20 protein-coding genes and 1 pseudogene are annotated in these 26,080 nt (G+C 39.4%); 13 read left to right on the forward strand and 8 right to left on the reverse strand.

Going from position 1 to position 26,080, the window contains the following annotated elements; all coding sequences use genetic code 11:
* Window positions 1-140 precede the first annotated feature (140 nt).
* The 3 genes and pseudogenes from CXF76_RS07245 to CXF76_RS07255 form a co-directional block, all read right to left on the reverse strand.
* Window positions 141-3,067: pseudogene (locus CXF76_RS07245) on the reverse strand (TonB-dependent receptor).
* Between the two features lie 413 nt (window positions 3,068-3,480).
* On the reverse strand, window positions 3,481-4,179 hold the full coding sequence (locus CXF76_RS07250) for a metallophosphoesterase (protein ID WP_024591187.1): 699 nt from the start codon (window positions 4,177-4,179) through the stop codon (window positions 3,481-3,483).
* Between the two features lie 214 nt (window positions 4,180-4,393).
* Window positions 4,394-4,642 carry a YfhL family 4Fe-4S dicluster ferredoxin gene (locus CXF76_RS07255; protein WP_024591186.1) on the reverse strand — a complete coding sequence of 83 codons (249 nt, stop codon included), beginning with the start codon at window positions 4,640-4,642 and terminating at the stop codon, window positions 4,394-4,396.
* Between the two features lie 217 nt (window positions 4,643-4,859).
* Between CXF76_RS07255 and CXF76_RS07260 the strand changes: the two genes are divergently transcribed.
* The gene (locus CXF76_RS07260; protein ID WP_024591185.1) at window positions 4,860-5,753 is read left to right on the forward strand and encodes a LysR family transcriptional regulator; all 894 of its coding nucleotides are present in this window, start codon (window positions 4,860-4,862) and stop codon (window positions 5,751-5,753) included.
* Window positions 5,754-5,797: 44 nt separating this feature from the next.
* On the opposite strand, the gene CXF76_RS07265 is transcribed toward CXF76_RS07260, so the two are convergent.
* A complete protein-coding gene (locus CXF76_RS07265) occupies window positions 5,798-6,670 on the reverse strand; it encodes a DMT family transporter (RefSeq protein WP_024591184.1) in 873 nt (290 codons plus the stop codon).
* A gap of 625 nt (window positions 6,671-7,295) precedes the next feature.
* On the opposite strand from CXF76_RS07265, the gene CXF76_RS07270 reads away from it, so the two are divergent.
* Entirely contained in the window at window positions 7,296-7,676 is a 381-nt protein-coding gene (locus CXF76_RS07270; RefSeq protein WP_101163344.1) for a GreA/GreB family elongation factor, read from the forward strand.
* A gap of 231 nt (window positions 7,677-7,907) precedes the next feature.
* On the opposite strand, the gene trhP is transcribed toward CXF76_RS07270, so the two are convergent.
* Window positions 7,908-9,293, reverse strand: coding sequence for a prephenate-dependent tRNA uridine(34) hydroxylase TrhP (gene trhP, locus CXF76_RS07275; RefSeq protein ID WP_024591182.1), 1,386 nt, complete (start codon window positions 9,291-9,293; stop codon window positions 7,908-7,910).
* Between the two features lie 279 nt (window positions 9,294-9,572).
* Here trhP and ndk point away from each other — a divergent pair, with 279 nt between their 5' ends.
* The 9 genes from ndk to der all read left to right on the forward strand — a co-directional run bounded on the left by ndk (window position 9,573) and on the right by der (window position 20,306).
* On the forward strand, window positions 9,573-10,004 hold the full coding sequence (ndk, locus tag CXF76_RS07280) for a nucleoside-diphosphate kinase (RefSeq protein WP_007377442.1): 432 nt from the start codon (window positions 9,573-9,575) through the stop codon (window positions 10,002-10,004).
* Window positions 10,005-10,171: 167 nt separating this feature from the next.
* Window positions 10,172-11,302 (forward strand): bifunctional tRNA (adenosine(37)-C2)-methyltransferase TrmG/ribosomal RNA large subunit methyltransferase RlmN, encoded by a 1,131-nt coding sequence (locus CXF76_RS07285; protein WP_007583420.1) that lies wholly within the window; start codon window positions 10,172-10,174, stop codon window positions 11,300-11,302.
* A 126-nt stretch (window positions 11,303-11,428) separates the two neighbouring features.
* Window positions 11,429-13,267 (forward strand): type IV pilus biogenesis/stability protein PilW, encoded by a 1,839-nt coding sequence (pilW, locus tag CXF76_RS07290; protein WP_101163345.1) that lies wholly within the window; start codon window positions 11,429-11,431, stop codon window positions 13,265-13,267.
* Window positions 13,264-14,133, forward strand: coding sequence for a RodZ domain-containing protein (locus CXF76_RS07295; RefSeq protein ID WP_024591180.1), 870 nt, complete (start codon window positions 13,264-13,266; stop codon window positions 14,131-14,133). Before pilW ends, CXF76_RS07295 begins: the two co-directional genes overlap by 4 nt.
* A 5-nt stretch (window positions 14,134-14,138) precedes the next feature.
* Entirely contained in the window at window positions 14,139-15,257 is a 1,119-nt protein-coding gene (ispG, locus tag CXF76_RS07300) for a flavodoxin-dependent (E)-4-hydroxy-3-methylbut-2-enyl-diphosphate synthase (protein WP_010554970.1), read from the forward strand.
* A gap of 398 nt (window positions 15,258-15,655) precedes the next feature.
* Window positions 15,656-16,936: a histidine--tRNA ligase gene (hisS, locus tag CXF76_RS07310; protein ID WP_024591179.1), complete on the forward strand. Its 1,281-nt coding sequence runs from the start codon at window positions 15,656-15,658 to the stop codon at window positions 16,934-16,936.
* A gap of 19 nt (window positions 16,937-16,955) precedes the next feature.
* Window positions 16,956-17,576 carry a YfgM family protein gene (locus tag CXF76_RS07315; protein ID WP_101163346.1) on the forward strand — a complete coding sequence of 207 codons (621 nt, stop codon included), beginning with the start codon at window positions 16,956-16,958 and terminating at the stop codon, window positions 17,574-17,576.
* A 10-nt stretch (window positions 17,577-17,586) separates the two neighbouring features.
* Complete coding sequence (gene bamB, locus CXF76_RS07320; RefSeq protein WP_007583433.1) at window positions 17,587-18,765, forward strand: outer membrane protein assembly factor BamB; 1,179 nt, start codon at window positions 17,587-17,589, stop codon at window positions 18,763-18,765.
* Between the two features lie 74 nt (window positions 18,766-18,839).
* On the forward strand, window positions 18,840-20,306 hold the full coding sequence (gene der, locus CXF76_RS07325) for a ribosome biogenesis GTPase Der (protein WP_033017497.1): 1,467 nt from the start codon (window positions 18,840-18,842) through the stop codon (window positions 20,304-20,306).
* A gap of 80 nt (window positions 20,307-20,386) precedes the next feature.
* On the opposite strand, the gene CXF76_RS07330 is transcribed toward der, so the two are convergent.
* Together CXF76_RS07330 and CXF76_RS07335 are read right to left on the reverse strand one after the other, a co-directional pair.
* Window positions 20,387-20,890 (reverse strand): TFIIB-type zinc ribbon-containing protein, encoded by a 504-nt coding sequence (locus CXF76_RS07330; protein WP_101163347.1) that lies wholly within the window; start codon window positions 20,888-20,890, stop codon window positions 20,387-20,389.
* 41 nt (window positions 20,891-20,931) lie between these two features.
* Window positions 20,932-21,519: a DUF4202 domain-containing protein gene (locus tag CXF76_RS07335; RefSeq protein ID WP_101163361.1), complete on the reverse strand. Its 588-nt coding sequence runs from the start codon at window positions 21,517-21,519 to the stop codon at window positions 20,932-20,934.
* A 227-nt stretch (window positions 21,520-21,746) separates the two neighbouring features.
* Here CXF76_RS07335 and CXF76_RS07340 point away from each other — a divergent pair, with 227 nt between their 5' ends.
* Complete coding sequence (locus CXF76_RS07340) at window positions 21,747-23,474, forward strand: DUF885 domain-containing protein (RefSeq protein WP_101163348.1); 1,728 nt, start codon at window positions 21,747-21,749, stop codon at window positions 23,472-23,474.
* A 131-nt stretch (window positions 23,475-23,605) separates the two neighbouring features.
* Window positions 23,606-24,925 carry a DASH family cryptochrome gene (locus tag CXF76_RS07345; protein ID WP_101163349.1) on the forward strand — a complete coding sequence of 440 codons (1,320 nt, stop codon included), beginning with the start codon at window positions 23,606-23,608 and terminating at the stop codon, window positions 24,923-24,925.
* A gap of 29 nt (window positions 24,926-24,954) precedes the next feature.
* Here the strand turns inward: CXF76_RS07345 and CXF76_RS07350 are convergent, their stop codons facing one another.
* On the reverse strand, window positions 24,955-26,037 hold the full coding sequence (locus CXF76_RS07350; protein ID WP_101163350.1) for a YeiH family protein: 1,083 nt from the start codon (window positions 26,035-26,037) through the stop codon (window positions 24,955-24,957).
* Between the last annotated feature and the right edge of the window lie 43 nt (window positions 26,038-26,080).

The raw sequence follows: 26,080 nt of genomic DNA on the forward strand, positions 1-26,080 counted from the left end.
AGCTTTTTTTGCCTATTAAACAACCAACATATGAGCAGTTAAACTACGTGCATACATAAAACTACAATATTAGGTGCTGTTAGGCTAAGCCAACTACATTTTTTAGTTGGCGTTTAATAAAGTATTACGTATGCAGTTAATTAAAAACTATAATTAAAGCCTGCGTAATAGCGTCGCCCTGAATAGCTTGAGTTAAGTAATCGTGCATCTGTATCATCACCTAAACGCGTTACCGATTCCGACTTAGTTAAATTAATAACAGCAGCTGTTAAGCTTAGCCCTTCATACAAATTAACCGATGCATTAACATCAACTTGCTCGTACGGGTCTTGATATACATTTAACCCACTATTAAGGCCTAATACTGTCTCCCCTCGTTTGTTATATGAAGCACGTATATTAAAAGCGTCACCTTCATAATAAACAGAGGTGTTGTACTGATACTTTGCACTGCCTATTAATGCCGACTGACCAAACTCTTCACCATTTACTGTTACATCTGCTTTATTGGTTTTGTTATAGGTGTAATTTGCGTAAAAACCAAAGCCATTATCAAAGGCATGCTGGATAAATACTTCCGCGCCTTTAGATATTGCATCGGTACCATTACCTACAGTGCTATACGGAGCTATATTAATGGTTCCTGCATCTACTATATTATTTTTACCGGCAAAGTTTTGCTCTACATCAATTACCAATGGCACAACAAAGTATCTACTTTCTTATGAAAAAGTGCCAATCCAATAGCAGAACCCTCGCTGTAATAATACTCAATAGATAAATCAGCTTGCACCGATTCAAATGGCTTCAAGTTTTTATTACCACCACTGCCGCTAAAACCTGGCTGTTCATTAAATGCAGCTCTATCATTTGCCCATTCATCCGATACAAACGTAATACGCTGCTGCGCACCTAAATCGCTGTAATCAGGACGAGACATTACTTTTGCTATTGCCGCCCGAATAACTAAATCGTCAGTTGCATCCCACGCTATATTAAAGCTTGGTAGTATTTGAGTGTCTTCGTTTTCTTGAGTGACTAATTGATAGTCTTCTACAAAGCGTGCGTCACCAGTTACTGGCTCGCCTGTTTCGTCATTTGTGTGATCTAATTGGTAGGTATATAAGTCAGTAGATGAAGTAAGTGTTTTTGTTTGCACAACACGCACGCCCAAATTACCTCTTACTTCACTAAACTCAAAATCACCTTGAATATAAAAAGCAGATATTTTCTCTTCAATGTCGTAAACAAAGTTATCTTCAATACGTGTATAAGGTACATAGCTAGCAGTGACCATATCGCGATATTTATCCCAGTCGATACTTGGCATTTGGTTTATACCAAAACCACCAACAATATTACTCTCACTAGTAAATACATTTTGAGCTAATGGCATTCCACCATTCCATTGGTAGCTGTCGAAACGCGTAATACCTTGCTCGCTTGCTTCGCCCGCAGTAATATCAAAATTAGGATCTAAAAAGAAGGTATTGCCAGTTTCACGATGAAGCGTGGAGTTACGATATTTGACACCGGTTCTAATTGTTTTTAAAAAGCCCCAATCAACATAAAAATCCACATCAGCTTGGTAATAATCTTCTTCTAACTCACTGCGTACAAAACTTGAGTTTGAAGAGCCCGCATCACGACCGCCTCCAATTCCACTTTGCAAGTTAGCTAGTGTATTAGGGTCAATATTAAGTGATACATTATTTTGGTTGAGTGACCAGCCTGCCATTTGAGCAGCATTTTGAATAGCAGTGGCGTTTTCGCCCGCGTTTGAACTTTTATATGCAGCTTCCCAGCTTTCTTCCGGCCCCCCTTCTGATTTTGTATTACCCACAACAAAACGCGCTTTAAAATTATCGCCTTCATAAGTTAAATTAAAATCAAAGGTATCGGAGGTGGATTCTTCACGTACATAACTGCCGCGCATCCACGGAAACTGCATATCACTTTCAATACCGCTTGCCATCGCATCGTATTGCATACCTGTAACAATACTTCCCGACTCATCAAGATTTACATCAGTTAAAAAATCAGAATTTAAAGACCACTCAGGTATATCAATCACAGATTCAGTTCTGTCTTGGCCGAGTGTAAAGCCAAAGTAATTAAATCCAAGCTCTAAACGATTTGTTGGTCGCCACTGTGTACTAACTTGAATTCCTTCGCGCTCACGTTTTTCGTTAAGAACTGAACCTCGCACAACTTGTGGAAACCAAACTCCATCGTAACTGTTGCCGTTTGCATCATTAATAGTATCCCAACCATTATTGTTATTAACTGCGTTACCGTTTATATCTGTAGGTTGTCCACCGCCAGTGTAGCGCCATACATTTGCATCAGTTCCGCCCGAAAGTGTCCTGTTTATTCGTTCCTGATACGTATAGCCAACTAATACACCAAAGTTTTCGTTGTCGTTTTTCCATGAATATAAACCCGTAAACTGTGGTTCATACTCTTTTGTAACATCAGCGTAAGTACTCTCTACATTAAATACACCCGAGTTTACATCCATACTCAAAGGTTTTCGGCTATGCATTAATACAGTACCACCAACCCCTCCTTCATCTAAGCGTGCCTCTGGCGATTTATAAACCTCTACACTTTCAATCATCGAAGACGGTAACAAAGCATAATCAAACGAACGGGAAGGTTCACCCGGAGAAGACGCAATAAAATTACCATTAAGCTGTGTAAAAGTTAGCGCCGACGACAAACCACGAATACTGACTGATGAACCTTCTCCGCCGTCACGCTCAATTACCACACCAGGTACACGCTGAAGAGAGTCGGCAACGTTTTTATCAGGGAATTTTCCAATATCTTCAGCGGTAATTGCATCAACCACAGAGCCTGACATACGTTTTACATCTAAGTTTTCGGCCATGCTTGAACGGATACCACGTACTTCTATTACTTCCATATCTTTTGTGTGCTGCGAGTTTTTGTTTTCTTGCGCTGCAAAAGCATACGTAGAACCCAAAGCAGAAAAAATTGATACATAAAGTGACGACTTACAAAACGTTGAAAAAGGGAAAGGGTATATGCTTGCTAATATCATGTGAGAGGCTGTTCCATTTAAATCTGCTCATAAAACTAAAGCGAGAAGTTAGTCCTTTTACGCAAATTATTCACGTAATGGCAAAAATTGCTCCCAATTCTACACAGCCAAACTTAACCGTTTGTTAACCAACAATATTAAATTAAATAAACGTCTCTTTTAACTGTATTTATACCTATTAAATGAAAGTTAAAACCCAGCCCACACATCAAATCCGCTCTCAATTAACAAACTAAGAGCGGCTTTGTGGTATTTAATAGCTTAATGAAATAATTACAGTGCAAAAATCATCATAAAGTGTATACAAAAAAACGAAGGGGATAATTAGATGAGGTAGTCAGCAGTTTATACTTTAAAAAGCAAAACTGCCGGATGATATTTGAAAGAAGCAACAATTGCTAAATAGCGCTTGGTTAATCAAGCGTAGTAATAACCTCTGAAAGCTCGAGTAATGTCGGCTTTCCACCATAATAATTGGTATCTATGTGATAGCTATTACCCACCCAGAAAGGTGCTTTAGTTGAGTTATGTCCATGTATTGAAAAGTCGACTCCATGACTTTTAACTACCTTATTTTGTTTAACCACTTCGCGATCCCACAATAAAGATTGCACAATCACCGATTTATCATCAGGGTAATTTTCCCAATCCCACGATTGTGCAAATGTATGAGACAACCCAACTTTATAACCGCGATATTCAAGTACTATTGAAAGAGGTTTAGTTAGTAACTCATCGCACATAACATTGAGCTTTTCACTCGATACCGACTTGTGCCAATTGCCACCATTGTCAGTCCATAATTTAAAAGCCGCTTTATCATTACTTAATAATGATTCCAACATTAAATGCTCATGATTACCTAATATCATACATGCCCTAATGGCTTGTAAGTGTGTAAATAAGTCATATGTTTTATCCCCGCGATCAACAAAGTCGCCTAGGCAAAACAAAGTATCTCTTTCAGGGTTAAAATTTACGTTATTAAGTGCGTTTTTTAAGGCAGGTAAATCACCATCAAGATCGCCAATTACAAATACTCGGCACTCATCATTAATAAATATTGCTTGTTTTGAAGATACAGCCTGAATAGCGTTAATACCTATATGCAAAATAGACTCCTATAGAATGCAATCTAAAACTTAGATTAATACTTGAGTTTATAAAGCCTTAAGGTAACACAATATAATTGATAATTAATGAAGGTAATAAAATTTGATTGAAACTAAAAATGCATGACGGCGGACTTTAGCTACAAGCTAAATAAGTAATGTAGATAGTTTTTAGCCGATAGTAAAAAGCGGCTTAGCAAAATACCTGAACAAGTTATAAGTTCGTTAGCAGCACAAACTTATCAGCCAGCTCACCTAAACTTTCACGCTTATTAGGATCGGGCTTTATACAGTCAATAGGGCAAACACTTACACAAGTAGGTTTATCATAATGCCCTACACACTCAGTACATTTACTAGCATCTATTTGGTATATTTTAGCGCCCATATAAATAGCCTCATTAGGGCACTCTGGGTCACACATATCGCAGTTAATGCATTTACTATTTATGAGTAGAGCCACTTTTTAGCCTTTCCAATTAAAGTCCTATAAAACAAAAAATGAAAAAATAGAGCATTTACTGCTTTATTTTAAATTATATGATTAACAGCGTTAAATTATGCATTTTATTGACTTTTTCTTTGTTGATCTTTATCAATAAAAACTTCTGGCTTCTCTAATGAAATTTTAAAGCGTCGCTGTTAATATTGTCTACATCCTAAACAATAAAGTAGTTCTGATGGCAGCTAATTATTCTCTCGATGATTTACGTTACTTTTGCACCATAGTAAAACTAGGTAGCTTTAAAAAAGCATCAATAAGCCTTGATATGTCACTATCAACTTTGAGCCGTAGAATACGTTTATTAGAGCAAGCTCTGCAATTAACGTTACTAAATCGAGATGCCCATCGAGTTACACTTACGCATACTGGCGAGTTATATTACGATCGCTATCGTAAACTGTTCGATGAAGTAGAGTGTATAGAGCAAGCACTTTGTGATGAGAAAGACCAACCTAAAGGGAAAATTAGGATCTGTGCACCCATTTACATGGGTAAACATTTTTTAAGTGCTATTTTTTGTGATTTTTTACTGCAGTATCCCGATATTCAACTAGATTTACGCTTTTCAAATAACCTTATTGATATTGAAAAAGAAGGGATTGATATAGCGTTTAGAGTAAGAAATCCTGCCATTGATAATTGGGTTATTAGGGAGCTTAAGCTTACTCATAATGTATTGTGTGCTCATCCTGACTATGATTATCAATCCATCACTCATCCTGAGCAATTAGAAGAGCAACCAAAAATTACGTGCGTTGGGTTGGTACCGTGGCAATTAAAAAATCAGCACACGAACGAGGAATATAGCTTCAACCCAAACACACATGTTCGATTAGAAGTTGATGAAATTCAAATGATGAAACAAGCAGTTGAGTCTGGTGTGGGTATTAGCTACATCCCTGATTATATAGCATTACCACTTATTAAAGCCGGAAAGCTTAAACACATTCTTCCTGATTGGCAAAGCAAAGGGCAGCCATTTTCTATGCTTTATCGCGACAGAAAACAAATCCCTTATCGAGTGCGATTACTTATAGAGCATACACTGCAACACTTCACTAAAATGTAGCAGTGTAGGCTTTTCACAGCAAAGTAATTAAGCTAATTCATCTTTTAAAAACTAAGCCTTAGTACGATTACACCTAAAAATGCCGTTGTTAATCCTATAACTTCTTGGCGTGTAAAAGACTCTTTTAGAATGATGCGTGAATACAACAAAATAATTAAAATATTCATACCTGAAATCGCTGAAACTAGCCCTGTATTACCAATAGCAAAAGCCGATATTATTGCAACCATGCCAGCTACATTTGTTAAACCAATAAGTAACCCGCACGAAAATGTTTTACCGGCAGACCAATACGCTTGAGAAGAGCCTTGCTCTGCTAGCATTTTTTTACGCTTTACTAACCAACTAACGGCAAAAAGAAAGCTACCAAAACCAAACATAGACGTTAAAGTTGCAAACGTATCAGCCTCAAGAAGCGTTGATTGCTTCCCCATTAAATCATTAAATGCAAAAGACAGTGCCGCGAGTAATCCCCATTGCGCGCCTTGTAAATTACTTAATGAGATATCGCTGGAGTAGCGAATAATATAAAGGCCGCCAAAAATAATAAAAAAGCCGATTAATTGAATAACAGTTAAGGTTTCTTGCCATAATAAAAAGGCAAATAAAAGTACAAATAAAGGCGTTAACCCCGACAGGATGCTAATTAAAGACGCTTTCCCAACCGAAAACCCTTTGTGCAAAAACCCATTAGCCGCAAAAGATCCAAAACCTAAAGCGAGCCCAACCGTAATATCAGCCCAGCCGTACCATGTGTGCTCAAACACCACAGTACCTAGCGCACTAATTATAAATCCCACAAAAAAAACACCGAATAATAATAGATTACGATTAATCTTTTTTTGTGACGTCCATTGGTACATTATTCCTCGCGCACCAAAAAAAACAGTGGCGAGTAATGCAAAAATTATCCACATATAAGTGAGACCCTTTATAATTTACTTTGATAAACCCGAATAAAAAGTGGTTATTTAACATTGTTGAATGCAATGACTATTACATAAAGGTTCAACAGTAAAGCACCTAGCCACTACAAGAGCGTTACCCGATACCTAGCTTCTACTCTATAAAATAAGCAGCTTAGGCTTCACATAATAAAATACTAGCCACACAATTACACTTTAATAAACAACAACACCAGTATATTTAATCTATAAATATTATAAACAGGCATAAGTGGCACTATAGATCCCATAAATAGCATTTAACTATTTAGTCGCTTAGCTTCAATCACATAGTGAGCAACTAACACACAGAGATAACAACAATTTAGTGAAAAAAACGAATTTATAAAAACATAAAAAACAGTTTTAAACTGTCATTTTATCGACAATATATTTTTAACCTAAAACTCAATTGACTTTATTTTTAAACTCAATATGATTGATTTAAACAAAGAGGATAATATGTTTACTTTAATCACATACCTGCTAAAAACAAATACCACCTTCGGAATTTAAGCCGAGTGTAACCCTTACACTCGGCAGTTACACTGTACCTTTATATATTTAAATTCGATTTAGTTTTTGTGGGGATTAGTCCGTGCTTTCTTTTCTGTTCGAGCGTAAAAAATCTTTCCTGTCTAAAAATAACTTCACAGACGCAGCGGTACTATTACAACCGCTGAAGCTTGCGTATTTACTACAAGAAGTCGAGTATTCACAGCGGCCTTGGTCAAAATTCAATCCGCATGTACAAATTAATAGCACGGTGGTTATTAAAAATATAACCACCGGTTTTAAGCGCCGCATAACTTTAGTGCCTCCAAGCCAACGAAGGCACTTTATTAGTGACGTATCATTTCACTCTCCTCTTGGGGTCGCTCTTTTAGGGCATAAAATAAATCATATTATTGAATATAAAGAAGCTGGGGAATCCCACCTTTGGGAAATAATAGCCATTAATATTAAGGAGGAAATATAGAGTAAATTATTTCAATTTTTATTTATTAATTTTATATATTTAATTGGAGTTATTTGTAATGAGTAAAGAAAAACCTAAAAAACATGCAAGCAAAACATTAAAACAAAAACGTAAAGAGCGAAGAGATAAGCTAAAGCAACTTGAAAAATAATTAATATTATTTTAAATAAAGTCGCAAACTCGGGGTTTTTATAACCCCGAGTTTTTTGAAAAAACTATATTCAGCTGTAGCTAAACAGCTTGTTTAAATGGATTACGAGTATCTTGTTGTTCCTCAAGATTACGCATTAAAATAGCGTGCGCTAAGTTGATGCCTTCATTTAGCGGTATTTTTACAATGTGACCAGAGCCTTTAGCATCGCTAATAGTTTCCCCCTTTTTGTTTTCCATATATTCAAGCTTAAAAGTAATGTTACCTTGTGGTGTCATAAGCTCTAAGGAGTGACCTGTACAAAATTTATTTTTAACGTCTATTTCAACTAATCCATTTTCGCAGCGCTCAAGTACTTCTCCCACAAATTGCTGCTTAGTTGATACCGAATGACCGTATTCATAATTTTGATAATCTTGATGGGCATGGCGTTTTAAAAAGCCTTCGGTATAACCACGATGTGCTAGATTTTCGAGTGTTTTAAATAAGTTAGTATCAAATGGTTTACCCGAAGCTGCGTCGTCTATTGCTTTGCGATAAACTTGTGCTGTGCGCGCTACATAATAAAATGACTTAGTACGCCCTTCTATTTTTAAACTATGTACACCCATTTTTGTTAACTGCTCTACGTATTGCACAGCGCGTAAATCTTTTGAGTTCATAATATAGGTGCCGTGCTCATCCTCGAATGCAGGCATGTACTCACCAGGGCGGCCTTGTTCCTCTAGCATAAATACATCGTTACTTGGCGCGCCTTCACCCAGTGTAGGAATCACCTGTTTGGGGTCAATTTTATGCACCATTTCGCCGGTTTCGTTCTCAACACCAGGTTTTACATCGTAATCCCAACGACATGCATTAGTACACGTGCCTTGATTTGGATCGCGCTTATTTATGTAACCAGAGAGCAAACAACGCCCCGAATACGCCATACACAGTGCGCCATGTACAAATACTTCAAGTTCGGTGTCTGGGCAGAGTGTGCGTATTTCGGTTATTTCTTCGAGCGACAGCTCCCGCGATAAAATAACGCGTTCAATTCCCTGCTTTGCCCAAAATTGCACGCTTGCGTAGTTAACTGCATTTGCCTGCACTGATAGATGAACCGGCATAGTCGGCCACTTTTCACGAACCAGCATAATTAAACCAGGGTCTGACATAATTAGCGCATCGGGTTTCATCGCAATAACCGGTTCTATATCACGTAAATACGATTTAACTTTGGCATTATGCGGCGCAATATTAGACACCACATAAAACTTTTTATTTTGCGCATGCGCCTCACTAATGCCTACTTTCAGAGTGTCTAGGTCAAACTCATTATTACGCACACGCAAACTATAACGAGGCTGCCCCGCATAAACCGCATCTGCGCCATAAGCAAACGCGTAGCGCATGTTTTTTAAACTGCCTGCGGGGCATAATAATTCAGGAATAAAAGGCATTGAAGAAATAACGGGTGACATGTGCGCTCCATACATCAAACTGGGTTTAAGCCAGTTGCATAAGTAGTTAACCTAAACTCTGAAAAATAAATCTATCCCAAGCAGAATTCAGATTAGTCATTAACAAATAAGTAAACAGAAGCGCGGCAGTATAAATGCGGTCAATAATTTGCGTTTGATCGAGATCACAAAACGGCAACCAAACTGGTTTTTAATAAAATTAGGATTTTTCACTTAAAACGCGTATAATTCGCGCCCGTTAATATTCACACTTTTACTTAAAATTATTGGAGCATAAAGATGGCTTTAGAACGTACTTTTTCAATCGTAAAACCTGATGCAGTTGCTAAAAACCACATTGGCGCTATCTACAACCGTTTCGAATCTGCTGGCCTTAAAATCGTTGCAGCTAAAATGGTTCACCTTTCACAAGAGAAAGCTGAAGGTTTCTACGCTGAACATAGCGAACGTCCTTTCTTCGGTGCTTTAGTATCTTTCATGACATCTGGTCCAGTAATGGTTACAGTTCTTGAAGGCGAAAACGCTGTTCTTAAAAACCGTGAAATCATGGGTGCTACTAACCCTGCTGAAGCACTAGCTGGTACTTTACGTGCAGACTACGCTGATAGCATCGACGAAAATGCTGTTCACGGTTCTGACGCTGTTGAATCTGCTGCTCGCGAAATCGCGTACTTCTTCGCTGACGAAGAGCTTTGTTCACGTACTCGTTAATTCGAATTCGTTAACATATTGAAAAGGGCTTTCGGGCCCTTTTTTAGTCATTACGTAAAGTATTAATCAGAAACTCATGATGTTTTACTTAATGATTAAAGTGAGTGAATTGTGTACAATTCGTCCTCGTAAATTTTATCTCCACCGTCACCGATTGAGGTTGTTTCATGACCGAGCAAAAAAAGATTAACTTATTAGATTTAAACCGAGAAGCAATGCGCGAGCTATTTGCATCGTTCGGTGAAAAGCCGTTTCGTAGTGACCAGGTGATGAAATGGATTTATCATTTTGGCGTAGATAACTTCGACGATATGAGCAACGTAAACAAAAAGCTTAAAGAAAAACTTAAAGCTGAGTGCGAAATTGTAGCGCCAGAAATCACTGTGCGCCAACAAGCAAGCGACGGTACTATTAAGTACGCACTTATTCTGGAAGGCGGCCAAGAAGTAGAAGCCGTTTGGATCCCTGAAAAAGAGCGCGCTACGTTATGTGTATCATCACAAGTGGGTTGTGCTCTTGAGTGTACTTTTTGTTCTACCGCTCAACAAGGCTTTAACCGTAACTTAAAAGTATCTGAAATTATTGGTCAAGTTTGGCGTGTAGCTAAAGATATAGGCCTTGATGGTCATAGCGAAAAGCGCCCAGTAACTAACGTTGTAATGATGGGTATGGGCGAGCCTTTACTTAATCTTAAAAACGTAGTGCCAGCAATGGAACTAATGATGGACGATTGGGGCTTTGGTTTATCTAAGCGCCGCGTAACATTAAGTACTTCAGGCGTTGTACCTGCACTTGATTTACTAAAAGAGAAAATTGACGTAGCACTGGCTATTTCACTTCACGCACCCGATAACGCACTGCGTGACATTTTAGTGCCAGTTAATAAAAAGTACCCTATTGAAGAATTTTTAGCCTCGTGTCGTCGTTATATCGATGGCTCAAAAGCAAATAAAGATGTAACGGTTGAATACGTGATGCTTAACGGTATTAACGACAGCACCGATCAGGCGCATGCATTAGTGCAAACGTTAAAAGGCACACCTTGTAAGGTCAACCTTATTCCGTTTAACCCGTTCCCGGGTAATGAATACACGCGCTCAAGCAATAGCCGTATTGACCGTTTTTCAAAAGTATTACAAGCAGCAGGCGTTACCTGTATTGTGCGTCGTACTCGCGGTGACGATATTGACGCTGCTTGCGGACAGTTAGTAGGTGATGTAGTTGACCGTACTAAACGTTTAGCTAAAAAGAAAATGCGTGACGATAACGCAATTAGCGTTAATATCCACCAAGCATAATCTGTAACCACCCTATGTGAATTAGTCATGTAGGGTGGTTAAGTTGTTTATTTTTAAATAAATGATGCAACAACAAAGGTTTTAGGTAAGATAGGCGCCATGGACTAAAAATAAAGAGATAAGGTAATGCGATCTATACTTGCTATAACACTATCAACACTTGCCTTAAGTGGCTGTGTTAGCGAAAGTAGTTATAACGGCAGTAATAAGCCCGTCGTCGAAAATAAAATTAATAATACTGGCGCAGCACGAACACGAATTGCTTTAGCCTTACAGTATTTAAAAACGGGTAATAACTCTCAAGCCAAATACAATTTAGAACGTGCAGCTGCATTTGCTCCTGACCTGCCTGAAGTACATTACTCTCTTGCTTATTACTATCAACAAGTAGGCGAGAACCCGCTAGCTGATAAAGCATACCAAAAAGCACTCGAAATAAAGCCTGACGACCCTAATACGCTTAATAACTACGGCGTGTTTTTATGTGGCATTGATGAATACGATCGTGCAACTGATCAATTTTTAAAAGCCATTGAAGTACCAAGTTATATTCGCGTTGCCGAAAGTTACGAAAATTTAGCCTTGTGTGCTATTGAATTTGATGATTTCGAAAATGCAGAAAGTTATTTTCAACAGGCACTTAATCACAGCTCTCAGCGTACATCTACGTTAATTAGTTTAGCAGCGCTGTATTACGCAAAAAGTGACTTATACAAAGCCAGTGAACTTTTAAAACGCTACGAAAGCACAGGTCGAGTATCTTCTCGCGCATTAATGCTTAGCTACCTTGTAAAAAACAGAATGGGCAGAATAGAAGAGGCTGAAAAAATTTCCAGCACTATTTTACAAACTTACTCTAGCAGTAACGAAGCCTATGCATTAAAAGAGAAAAGAACACGTTTTAATGAGTTTGAAATACTGCGAGAAAAATACCGCAAAGCGCAGTTAAAAGAACTAAAAAACGACGAAAGCGGCGCGCACGTTAGTTCAAAACCAAAAATAAAAGTAATCAGAAAGAAACGTTCACTACAAGACGGTTTAACAAGCTTGGTAACAAACGACGAGCAAAAAACAGATAAAAAGATCGCAATAGCAAATAACCAAGATGTAAATCCAGTTATAGTAAGAGAAAAGCAAGCTAAGGCGGTACAAAACACGGTCAGTAAGCAAGCCGACGAAGCAACCGTAATAGCAAAACAAGTAACAACCCAAAAAGAAGAAGCTCCTAAAGTCGTCGCACCAAGCAACCCTACCGATACATCGGCTGTTATGCTTGCACTTACTACTGAGCACGACTCTGCAGATTCCGTAGTAGCTGCACCTAAAAAAGCTAAGTCCGTTTACGAACCTCAAAAAGAAGTTATAGCAACAAAACAACCAGCTAAAGCCGATGACGAGGTAACAATAATTTCGTTTGGCGCACCTAAAACAGGCCAGTTTAATTCGCAGCAAACTAGTAACTATAGTAATTCAGTTCCTGCAGTTACCGCTCAAAAAAATAGTAGTGACGTGGTATTCTACGAAGCGACTAAAAATACAACTGTATTTGAAAATAGCAGCTATCAAAATGATGCCGATATTGAATTTAAAAGTTACGAAGCAGTACAAAAAACAGAGATCCCAATGCTTAACCCTAAAGTATCGCCTTTACGCGTGCCATTTCACGTAATTGCTGTTGGCGAAAACCTATTTAGCATTTCGGTGCGATACAATGTTAAACTACAAAAGCTCCTGCAATGGAATGGTCTAAAAGAGTCGGATCGGGTAATGAATGGAAGTAAAATATACCTAAACGATCCAAATATTTATTACGAAATTAAAGCTGGTGATTCCCTTTACGATATAGCTACCCAGCGGCATGTATTAATTGATGAATTAATGCGATGGAATAAATTAAGTCCTGATATAGCACTAAAACCAGGGCACAAACTTTTACTAGTGGATCCAGACTCATACACATTATGAATGAAGAAAATACGCAAACACAGAGCGAACAGCCAACTGTAGGCCAGATATTAAAAAATCACAGAGAACAAGCGAACGTTAGCATAGCGACTATTGCTGCACCGTTAAAGCTGTCTGAACTTCAAATTAAGCGCCTTGAAAATGATGAATTTACATTACTCGGCCCTATTACTTTTGTTAAAGGCTATATAAAAAACTATTGCCGTGAATTAAAAGTAGATAGCGCACCTATATTAGCAATGATGCCAGCCCCACCGGAGCCGGCTAAACCCGCTAATATGCAGAGTTTTTCACGCCGTACAGAAAAAGAAGCAAACGACAGCCGTTTAATGTTTTTTAGCTATTTAATTTTAGCGATTGTTATTGGCTCATCTGCTTTATGGTTTTGGCAAAACGCGACACCTATTGAAGAGCAAACGAGTAACATAAACGTTGCCAACTCAAAAATGAGCGAGCGCCAAGCCGCTCAACCCAGTATTTCAGAGCAACAGCAACAAGCCGAAATTGACGATGAATCATTATTAGAATCACAAAGCACGTCTAGTGAAACATCAACAAGCCCAGAAATAGTTAAAGAAACGGCTCCTATTGCTTCTAACAATGCAAGCCAAGAAGATGCTAGCAGCACAATTGTCATGAACTTTAATGGCGAAAGTTGGGTTGAAATTTACGACGGCGAAGGCGAAAAAATAGCATTCGGCGTTAAAAAAGCAGGCTATATTATGACCGTAAGCGGTACGCCTCCTTTTTCAGTTGTGCTTGGTAAGCATGACGCTGTAGACATTACTTTAAACGGTGAACCTGTAGATGTTTCTGCATTTCCTCAAAACCGTTTAGCCAAATTTACATTACCACTAGCAGAGTAGTCGCTATGTTTTCAGAATCTCCAATTAAACGCAGAAAATCCACCCGAATCAATGTAGGTAACGTCCCTATTGGTGATGGTGCCCCTATTGCAGTGCAATCAATGACCAACACCGACACCATGGATGTTGATGCAACTGTTGCACAAATACAGGCAATACAAGATGCAGGTGCCGACATAGTCCGTGTATCAGTACCAACAATGGATGCAGCCGAAGCGTTTAAAAGTATAAAAGAGCAAGTAACGATTCCGCTAGTTGCAGATATTCACTTTGATTACCGTATAGCCTTAAAAGTAGCAAAATACGGTGTAGATTGCCTGCGTATAAACCCGGGGAATATAGGTAGTGAAGAGCGTATAAGAGCTGTGGTCGATTCTGCACGCGAGCACAACATTCCTATTCGTATTGGTGTAAATGGCGGTTCACTAGAGCGCGACTTACAAGAAAAATACGGCGAACCAACACCAGAAGCCTTATTAGAATCAGCAATGCGCCATGTAGATATCTTGCGCCGCCTTGATTTTGACCAATTTAAAATATCAGTAAAAGCGTCTGACGTATTTTTAGCTGTAGGTGCATATCGCTTACTCGCTAAAGAAATAGACCAACCACTGCATTTAGGTATTACCGAAGCGGGCGGCATGCGCTCAGGCTCTGTTAAATCTGCAGTAGGTTTAGGTATGCTTCTTGCCGAAGGTATTGGCGATACCCTGCGTGTATCACTTGCTGCCGACCCGGTACAAGAAATTAAAGTAGGCTTTGATATCTTAAATTCATTGCGCATTCGTTCGCGTGGAATTAACTTTATTGCCTGCCCTAGCTGCTCACGCCAAGAGTTTGATGTAGTAAGCACCATGAACCAACTTGAAGAGCGCTTAGAGGATATTATCGAACCTATGTCAGTTTCGGTAATTGGTTGCGTTGTAAATGGACCAGGTGAAGCGCTTGTGAGTGATATAGGGCTTGCCGGTGCAAATCGTCGTTCTGGTTTGTATATAAATGGCGAACGCCAAAAAGCGCGCATTGATAACAACAACATTGTTGACCAGCTTGAAGGTTATGTACGCGACTTTATAGAAAAAAAGCAGAACCAAACACCGATTGACATAAAAATAGTCGAATAAATACCGCATAAAGCGCCAAACAGCGGTGTTTGGCGTTTACCTTTATAGCTAGTGGATACCCAAACGACCCCAAGATACAGAATTCAGCGTTTCACAGGCTCTTAATATCAAGGCGTTACTTTGCAAGAATGGCAATCCCTTTTAAAAAGTAACAACGATGAGAGTAAGTGTCTGTGAAACACCCAACGGGTTGGTTTAAAAGCGATTTATACTGCGTTATTGATTTTAACAATAGAACCACTATTACTTTCAATCAATGCCTTGCCTAAATCGCTTTTAATTCCAACTGAAACTCGCATCATGGGGTCATTTGGGTATATAATGACGGGTCAATTTTTAGCATTCTTGTTGTGTAAGCATTTTTCATTACACAAAAAAACAGCATTTAGGATTTATCAGTGGCAAAACAAATTCAGGCAGTTCGCGGTATGAACGATTGTCTGCCGGGCGATACACAAGTTTGGCAGAAAGTAGAAAACATTTTACGCGAGACAGTAGCATCGTTCGGTTATCAAGAAATTCGTTTTCCTATTGTAGAATCAACCGACTTATTTAAACGCTCTATTGGTGAAGTTACCGATATAGTAGAAAAAGAAATGTACACCTTTGCCGATCGCAATGGCGACTTATTAACACTTCGCCCAGAAGGCACCGCAGTATGCGTACGTGCTGGCAACCAAAATGGCTTACTATACAACCAAGAACAACGCCTTTGGTACATGGGTCCAATGTTTCGTCACGAGCGTCCGCAAAAAGGTCGTTACCGTCAGTTTCACCAATTTGGTTTAGAAACATTTGGTATTGCTACAGCAGATATAGACGCAGAAGTTATTTTATTAACAGCGCAACTATGGGAAGCCTTTGGTATTACTGACCACGTTCGTTTAGAGCTAAATTCTTTAGGATCTAACGAAGCGCGTGCAGATTACCGTGATGCTTTAGTAGCCTACCTTGAGCAACACATTGATGTGCTTGATGAAGACTCAAAACGTCGTATGTATTCAAACCCATTACGCGTACTTGATAGCAAAAACCCAGACGTACAAGCAATTTTAACTGATGCACCTAAATTGTCTGAAAATTTAGATGCTGAATCAAAAGAACATTTTGAAAATTTATGTGAACGTTTAGACGCTGCTGGCGTCTCATATACGGTTAATGAAAAGTTAGTACGTGGTTTAGACTACTACAACCGCACTGTATTTGAATGGGTAACCGACAGTTTAGGTGCACAAGGCACTGTATGTGCTGGCGGACGTTACGATGGCTTAGTTGAACAACTTGGCGGCAAAGCAACGCCAGCAGTTGGTTTTGCAATGGGTCTAGAGCGCTTAGTATTATTACTACAAGCACTTGAGTGTGTAGGTGACATTCGTCGTAATGCTGATGTATATTTAGCAGCAATGGGCGACAAAGCAAGCATTCAAGCTCCTGCAATTGCAGCGCAACTACGTAAAGACGTACCGGGTTTACGCGTTATGGTACATGCGGGCGGCGGAAACTTTAAAAAACAATTAAAACGTGCTGATAAAAGCGATGCACTTGTTGCAGTAATTATTGGTGAAGATGAATTAGAAAAAGGCGTTGTGACCATCAAGTATTTGCGCGAGCGTAAAGAACAAGTCACATTAGAATTAGAACAAGCTAAAGCGCTATTAGCTGAGCTTATTAACGGCTAAGCGAACATTAGAGGTAAGAATGGATATTTATTCAACAGAAGAACAACAAGCAGAAGCCATTAAACGCTTTTTCCGTGAAAACGGCATTTCACTTGCGCTAGGTATACTTGTTGGCCTAGGTGGCTTATATGGCTGGAAAGCATATAACCAAAACCAAATTACTACCGCTGAAAAAGCATCAGATTCATATACAGCGCTTGTTGAAAGCGACGATGTATTATCTTCAGCTGATGCGTTTATTAGCGAAAATAAAGACACAAACTACGCAACACTTGCTGCATTCGTTGCTGCAAAAGACGCAGTAGAAGCGAAAAAACTAGACGTAGCAAGCGAAAAGCTAAGCTGGGTTGTGTCTAATACGCCAAATACAGAATTAAAAGCAATTGCGATTACACGTTTAGCACGTGTTCAAATTGCGCAAACTAAATATGACGATGCATTAACGACATTAAATGCACCATTACCTGAAGCGTTCAATGCAAACGTGGCCGAGCTTAAAGGCGACATTTACACTGAGCAAGGTAATAAAGATCAAGCACGTACTGCATACCAAGCAGCAATAGATGCGGGTGGATTAACAAGTAACCCACTATTACAAATTAAGTTAGATGACCTAGCAGTAACTAGCCCAACGGCATAAGGTTTTAGGCATGAAAAAATTTACAACAGCAGCCCTTGCCCTATGTATGGCAACATTGATGGGTTGTTCATCAAGTGATGATGAAGATGAACTAGTACTTCCTGAAATTGTAAACCAATTTGAAACTGACGTTGTTTGGCAAGAATCTGTAGGTGATGGCGTAGAGCATTATTTTTCTCGTTTAACACCCGCAGTTTACAAAGATACTGTGTATGTTGCTAGCCGCGAAGGCCAAGTAGAAGCGCTTTCACTTGATAATGGCGATACAAAATGGGAAACCGATGTACGCCAAGATTTATCGTTTTGGCCTTGGGCTGACAACGGTAATGCAAAATTATCAGGTGGTATTTTGCAAGCCTATGGTAAAATTTATATTGGTTCTGAACACGGCTTTATTATTGCTCTTGATCGCGAAACTGGTGAAGAAGTTTGGCGTAAAAACGTACCAGGCGAATCTCTGTCTAAACCAACAGCAGGCGATGGCTTAATATTTGTAAATTTAGGCTCTGGTAAATTGTTAGCCCTTCACCCAGATACAGGCGAAGAGCGTTGGAGCTTTGAACAAGAAGTTCCACCACTAACATTACGCGGACAAAGCTCGCCAACCGTTGCTAACGGTGGTGTATTAGTAGGCCTTGAAACAGGCAAGCTAAGCGTATTAATTTCAGACAGTGGTTACTCAGCATGGAGCGCAGAAATTGCGGTTGCTAAAGGCGCATCAGAATTTGAACGCCTAGTTGACGTAGACACTCAACCACTTATTAGCGGTCCATACGCTTACGCTATAGCTTACAACGGCAACTTAGCCGCTGTAGATATTCGCTCTGGCAATGTTGTATGGAAACGCGAGTACAGCAGCTACCGCGAAATTGCGATGGATGCACAAACAATTTATTTAGTAGATAGCGATGGTGTTATTTACGCATTAGATAAAAATTCAGGTATTGAACGTTGGAGCCAACCCGCTCTACGCGGTTGGTACCTAACAGGCCCTGCAGTTGCAGGTAGCCACTTAGCTTTAGGCGACCAAGAAGGTAACCTACATTGGCTAAATAAAGAAACTGGCGAGCTAGTATCTCGTGAAGACTTTGACAGCTCGGGCTTTTTTGTTGAGCCAGTTGTTGCCGACGATAAGCTAATTTTATACACCCGTGATGGTGAAGTTAGTATGGTAAAAATACCAAACTAAGTTACTAATAGTCATATGGTTTTTTTAAGGCTTCGCACTGCGAAGCCTTTTGTTGTTTTTTAAAGAGGTAGTTTATGCTTCCCGTGATCGCTCTAGTTGGGCGACCCAATGTGGGCAAATCCACATTATTTAACCGTTTAACACGTACTCGTGATGCACTCGTAGCCGATTTTCCAGGTTTAACACGAGATAGAAAATATGGCCAAGCTAGTTACGATGGCTATGAATTTATCGTGGTAGACACGGGCGGTATTGATGGCTCAGAAGAAGGCATCGAAATCGAAATGGCAGATCAATCTCTGCTAGCTATTGAAGAAGCTGACATTGTTCTGTTTTTAGTAGATGCTCGTGTAGGTATGACCGTAGCTGACCAAGCAATTGCTAATCACTTGCGTAAACAAGATAAAAAGTGTTTTGTTGTTGCCAATAAAACCGATGGTATTGATGCAGATTCAAACTGTGCTGAATTTTACCAATTATCATTAGGTGAAATTCATCACATTGCTGCATCGCATGGCCGTGGTATTACGTTATTACTTGAGCAAACACTTCAGCCGCTTATTGCTGAATTAGCTGCACAAGACGAAGACGTAACAGGCGATGACGAAGAGCTTATTAATCTTTACGAAGAAGATGAAGACAGCGATACCGATCACCAGGCATTTGCAGACAAACCTGTAAAGCTTGCAATTATTGGTCGTCCTAACGTTGGTAAGTCAACGCTTACAAACCGCATACTAGGTGAAGAACGAGTAATTGTATACGACATGCCAGGTACAACACGTGACTCTATCTACATTCCGATGACGCGAAATGAAAAAGAGTATGTGTTAATTGACACCGCCGGTGTTCGTAAGCGTAAAAAAGTAAGCGACGTAGTTGAAAAGTTCTCTGTAATTAAAACGCTTCAAGCAATCGAAGATTGTAACGTTGTGTTATTGATTGTTGATGCTCGCGATGGTATTTCAGATCAAGATTTAAGCTTATTAGGCTTTGCGCTTAACTCAGGTCGTTCATTGGTAATTGCTGTGAACAAATGGGATGGCTTAGACGATTACGTTAAAGATCGTATTAAATCAGAACTCGATCGCCGTTTAGGCTTTATTGACTTTGCACGCCTCCACTTTATATCTGCACTACACGGTACAGGTGTTGGTCATTTGTTCGAGTCTGTTGACGAAGCGTATGAATCAGCGACTAAACGTATAAGTACTGCAATGTTACGTCGTATTATGGACATGGCTCAAGCCGATCACCAGCCGCCACTTGTTCGTGGTCGTCGTGTTAAGCTCAAATATGCGCATGCCGGTGGTTATAACCCACCACGTATTGTTATTCACGGTAACCAAGTTAAAGATTTACCAGATAGTTATAAACGCTACCTGATGAACTACTACCGTAAAGCGCTTAAAATTATGGGCACACCTATCAAAATCGAATTTAGAGAAGGTGAAAACCCATTTGCTGGTCGTGTTAATAAAGTAACACTGTCGCAAAAGCGTAAAATACGTGCATTTGCTAAAGAAAACCGTAATAAATAAACTTTTCAAGAGTTAGTTTATTACAATAAAAACGGCGTACTTTTTAGTACGCCGTTTTTGTTTTAATATGTTATTAAGAGTTACAAACCAAGTAAAGCTAAGCGAACCAAGTTCTCAACGGTGGTTTCATGCGCACTTTTATTTTTATTAGTTGGCGTAAACCTAGAAGTAGGTGATTTAATAGTTATAAACCCATGATTGGTGGCCATTTCGTGGGCTAACAACTTTCGCTCTCGGGGTGTTAGGTGGTTTTCGTGTATTTTTGCCAGCTCGCCGCTATCAAGCCATATTCCTGCACAGCCTGGGCATTCATCTATTTCGACAGCCTTAACTGGCGAAAAATACCTGCGCATCATCACAATACTTTTGCACTGTGGGCAGTTTATTCGTAGCGATACATCGTATTCACTCTCGATATGATCACTCAAATATTTTAGCAATACCTGACCATGTTTTAATGCTGGTGAGCTAAATTTAAAAATTTGGCTGTTATCAAAAAATACGCCGCCTTGCACTGAAGTGTAAACAGTAATACCGCCAATTAATAATGGCTCAAGAGAGGCATTTGTACGTGGGCATAACATTCTAAAAGTCCTTTTTATTATAATACCTAGCTTACACTACTTTACTCAAGCGCTTTATGAATAAGCCCAACAAGCGGCGTTGGTAATGTAATATTACCTGCAAGTACAAACTCATGCGCTTCATCTGACATTTTTTGCCATGTACGACGAATAATACCAATCCATTTTTCTTCATTGTAATCTGGTTTTGCATTGGCAAACCCAAGCATGTAGTGTTCAATAAACACCAAACTTGCTACATCTTCAACTAATTGGCTATCTGGATTGCGCTTAATATCTTTTTTAGCAACAGCGTTATAAACACGGTTTTGGTCCGTATCGTTAAACCCAGCCTGTTTCATTAATTCAACGGCTAGTGACGCATGAAAAATATAAAGTGCGCTACGCCATTGATGATAACCCTGCTTGTTCATTTCAAAGTCGCTACGTGGCGACTTCCAACGCTGAATATGCTGTGCACGCGCTGCAATTTGCATGAGTGCATCGGCATCAGGTTTAAAACGAGTTAGCATTTCGCTCATACGCTGTGAGTATAAATACTCTTTTGGAAAACTTTCTCCATTGTGCTGCTCAGTATTAGGATCTTGGTTATTAGCTTCATCAATCAGCGTTATTACTTTATTAAACATGACGGTCATTTTTTATAATTAGTTTTAATCATTCTAAACGCTGATAAAACAATAAACTAGTGGCCCACTCACTTCAGCGGTGAAATTTGTTCAATCAAAAAGTAAAACCAATAGATACAGGTATAAAATTAAGCGCATTAATAAAGTTAACTTGTTATTATCTTAGAAACAAAAATAACATATGTGCGTAAACTAATAAAAATTAACGCGCTAAAAATGAGAATTATATGTTTAAAAAGACAATTTTAGCTATTTGCTTAGCTGTAGCTTCACTGCCGAGCGCAGCCGATAGTAATGCAGATTTAAAAACCATTATTGATAACCATTGGCAAAATGCAAAAGCCGAAAAAATATTTTTTCGTACCGACCCTGATGGTTGGAAACCCAGTGGTACATTACCAAATTGGACCGAGCAAGCCATTGCAAACCGCCAAGCATATAATAACAGCGTATTAAAAAGCTTAAATAAAATAGACTCTAAAACGCTGAGCAGCTCGCAACTAATGAACTACCGCTTATTTAAATATGAGCGAGAAACAGAGCAGCAAAGCTACCTTTTTCAAGATAAGTATTTTCAGGTTAACTTTTTAAGTGGCTGGCATACCTACTTTGCCGAAGCACCAGCTAATATGGCATTTTTAACAACCGATGATTACAACGCATTTTTAGTAAGCCTTGCCGACTACCCTCGCTTTAATCAAGAAAACATTAACTTGATGAAGGAAGGGATTGAACTAGGGTATACGCACTACTGCAAAACATTTGAAAATTACAGCCAGAGCATTAACGCTCATATAGTTAAGCAACCTGAAAACAGTGCCTTATACGAGCCCTTTACACGTATACCAAATACGTTTACAGCAGAGCAAAAGGCCACATACCAAAACAAAGCAAAAGCCTTAATTAGCTCAAAAGTAGTCCCGGCTTATCAGCACTTTTACGACTTTTTTGAAAACGATTACATGCCTAACTGTAGAGCAGAGCCAGGTATTTCAAGCGTTAAAGACGGGCTTGAGTATTACAAATATGCAGTTAATTACTACACCACAACCAATGCCACACCAAAGCAAATTCATGAGCTTGGCTTAAAAGAAGTGGCGCGTATAAAAACGCAAATGCAAAACATCATTGATAAAGTAGGTTTTGATGGCACGTATGCTGAGTTTTTAGAATTTTTAGCGACCGACGAGCAATTTTACGCAACAGACGCGCAAGACTTGCTTGAAAAAACAGCCTTTATTACACAAAAAATGTATGGCAAGTTACCCACCTACTTTGACCATTTACCGCGAAACACCTTTACTATAAAAGGCTCAGCGAGTCGCGGCGCGTTTTATATGCCACCTGCTGATAACCGATCCCCTGGCACTTACTTTTTAGCCTCAACACCTAAACTACAGCCTTTGTATAATTTAGAAGCTCTTAGCCTGCACGAGGCAATACCAGGTCATCATTTACAAAACGCTATTGCAATGGAGTTAGATGTACCCCAGTTTAGACGCACACTTAGCCACTCAGCATTTGGCGAAGGTTGGGCACTTTACACCGAACGTTTAGGAAAAGAAGCCGGCTTTTATCAAGACCCATACAGCGACTTTGGTCGTTTAGGTTACGAAATGTGGCGTGCCGTGAGGCTTGTTGTTGATACCGGTATTCATGCATTTGGTTGGAGCCGCCAAAAGGCAATTGACTACTTGGCAGATCACACTGCTTTGCCACAAAGTGCGGTGGAGGATCAAATAGATCGTTATATATCATGGCCAGGCCAAGCGCTTTCGTACAAAATGGGCGAAATAAAAATACGCGAACTGCGTGCAAAAGCCGAAAAAGAACTCGGGGCTAAGTTTGATATACGCAGCTTTCACGACACCGTAATCGGCCAAGGATCACTTCCTATGGAAGTGCTAGAAGACGTAATAAACGATTGGATAGCAAAACAAAAATCAGCGAGTTAAAACAATACTTTTACAAACTAAGGGGCGGTAAGTTTGTCGCTCCTTTTTAAAACCTTATTAAACACCTCAAAACTAATCCCTACCCGCTTTTGCTTCGTAAACTTAATGATTACAAAAACCAGAGCAAACCTATGAGCAAACGCATTTTATATTGGCTACAAAACGATTTACGAATAGACGACAATCCTATTTTAAGTGAACTTGCTACTGGGCAATGTACGCTCGATATTGTATTTGTAATAAACCCACACTGGTTTAAAAATAATAACTACCAACAAAAGCCATATGGTGTGCATAAACAACAGTTTTTAATGCAAAGCTTGTATGAGCTGCAACAAGAGCTTATTGAGCGCGGGCAAACACTGCACGTACTTGAGGGCGAACCTGTTAGTGTTTTAAAGCAGCGCATAGCTGAGCAACACATTGATGAAGTAGTGTGCAGTGAATTCGTTGGAACCTATGAGCAGCGCCAACTCGCGCGACTAAAAGCACATTGCCCACATGTCATATTTAAAACAACTCAACAAGACACCTTATTTCAACAAAGCGACCTCCCTTTTGATTTAGACGAGCTGCCTGAAAGCTTTACCCCATTTAGAAAAATGGTAGAGGCGATAAACATACCTATAACAATCTCAGCTCTACCTAAAGGTTTACTCCCTCAGCCTATAACATTATGTGCTGCAAAACCAATTGAGCTTAATGAGCATACTAATTATAACAACGCAGTAATGCATGGCGGGCTTAAAAGTGCGCAAACACATTTAAAGCAATACTTTTCAGGTTTACTACCAAGTACTTATAAAATAACTCGAAACGAGCTTGATGGCTTTAACAACACCACAAAATTTAGTACCTGGCTTGCTTTTGGCTGTGTAAGTGCGCGGCAAGTTTATAAAGCCGTTGAGGCGTACGAACATAATCAAATAACAAACGAGTCTACCTACTGGATTAAATTTGAATTGCTATGGCGAGAGTATTTTAAATGGCATGCACTTAAAGCAGGCAACAGCCTGTTTAGTTTTAAAGGTCAAAAGCAAACAAAACCCCTTACAACGTTTATGCCAAACAGATTTGCTGCGTGGTGTAATGGCTCAACACCCTACCCATTAGTCAATGCCATTATGAATGAGCTTAATGAAACCGGTTACATATCAAATAGAGCAAGGCAAATTGCAGCGAGCTGCTTAGTTAACGAACTTGGCCTTGATTGGCGCTATGGCGCAGCTTATTTTGAACAACAATTGATTGATTACGATGTAGCCGCTAACTGGGGTAATTGGCAATATATAGCAGGTGTAGGCGTAGATCCGCGTGGTGGTAGGCACTTTAATATTGAAAAACAAACGTTACAATTTGACCCGCACGCTTTTTACACTAATAAATGGCAAGGCAATGAAAATACCAGCAAACAGCTGGATACTTTAAACGAAGTTGATTGGCCGATTTAAGCCGCCAATCAACTTTTACCAAGTAACGTTTAAAACAGCTCAGCAATGCCTATATTAATTACGTAACCGCCTAACGTTAAAAACAAAAACAAGCACAGCGCCAGTAACAGCGGTTTAATACCCGCTTGGCGAATTGCCCCAACATGTGTGCGTAAACCTAAAGCCACCATCGCAATGGTTAGTAATATATTATCAAACCAAACAACTGCGCTTGTAGCCACTTGAGGAATAATAGAGAGTGAATGTACACCACTTGCCACAATAAATAACACTGCAAACCAAGGGATGCTAATACCTGATTTATTATCCTCATTACTTATAGTATTACCTGCCTTTGCTCTTTTTTTACTTTGCCAAAACGATAAAGCGACTAAAAATGGCGCAAGCATCATCACGCGTAGCATTTTTTCTATAACGGCGGTATCTGCAGCATTGGCGCTTACGGCTGTACCCGCTGCAACCACTTGCGCTACTTCATGAATAGTTGAGCCTACAAAAATACCATATGCGTGCTCACTCAGCCCCATATACTCAAACATGATTGGGTAGGCAAACATACTCAACGTACCAAATACCACCACCGTTGCTACAGCTACCGATACTTTATGCGCCTGCGCTTTTATTACAGGCTCGGTTGCCATTACAGCTGCTGCGCCACAAATAGAGCTACCTGCACCAATTAATATTACTGTTTGCTCATCAAGTTTAAATACACGTTTACCAAGCTGCATTGCTAATATAAACGTACCGCTGAGCATAACAATGTCTGTTAGCAATCCACTCCAGCCAACGCCTGCTACCTGTGCAAAGGTAATTCTAAAACCAAATAAAATAATACCCGCTTTGAGTAAAATACTTTTAGCGTAATCAACACCTATATCGGTTTGCGTAGCAATACGCGAAAACACACTGTTACCCACAATAATGCCAAGCACTATACCAATAGTTAAAGAGCTAAACTGGGCACTTTGCATTACCGGCAACTTACTCAGCGCAACAGCAACACCCGCTAAAACAATAACCAATAGCATTCCTAGCCACCAACGCGAGTTGGTATACTGCTTAGTATTAATACTAAAAAGCTGTGGCATATCTTTAATTGCACTAAGCATAGTCATCCCTTAATAAAGTCATCGTGATTAATTGACTTCATTT

This window comes from Pseudoalteromonas sp. 78C3, from assembly GCF_002836695.1.
Classification (GTDB): domain Bacteria; phylum Pseudomonadota; class Gammaproteobacteria; order Enterobacterales; family Alteromonadaceae; genus Pseudoalteromonas; species Pseudoalteromonas arctica.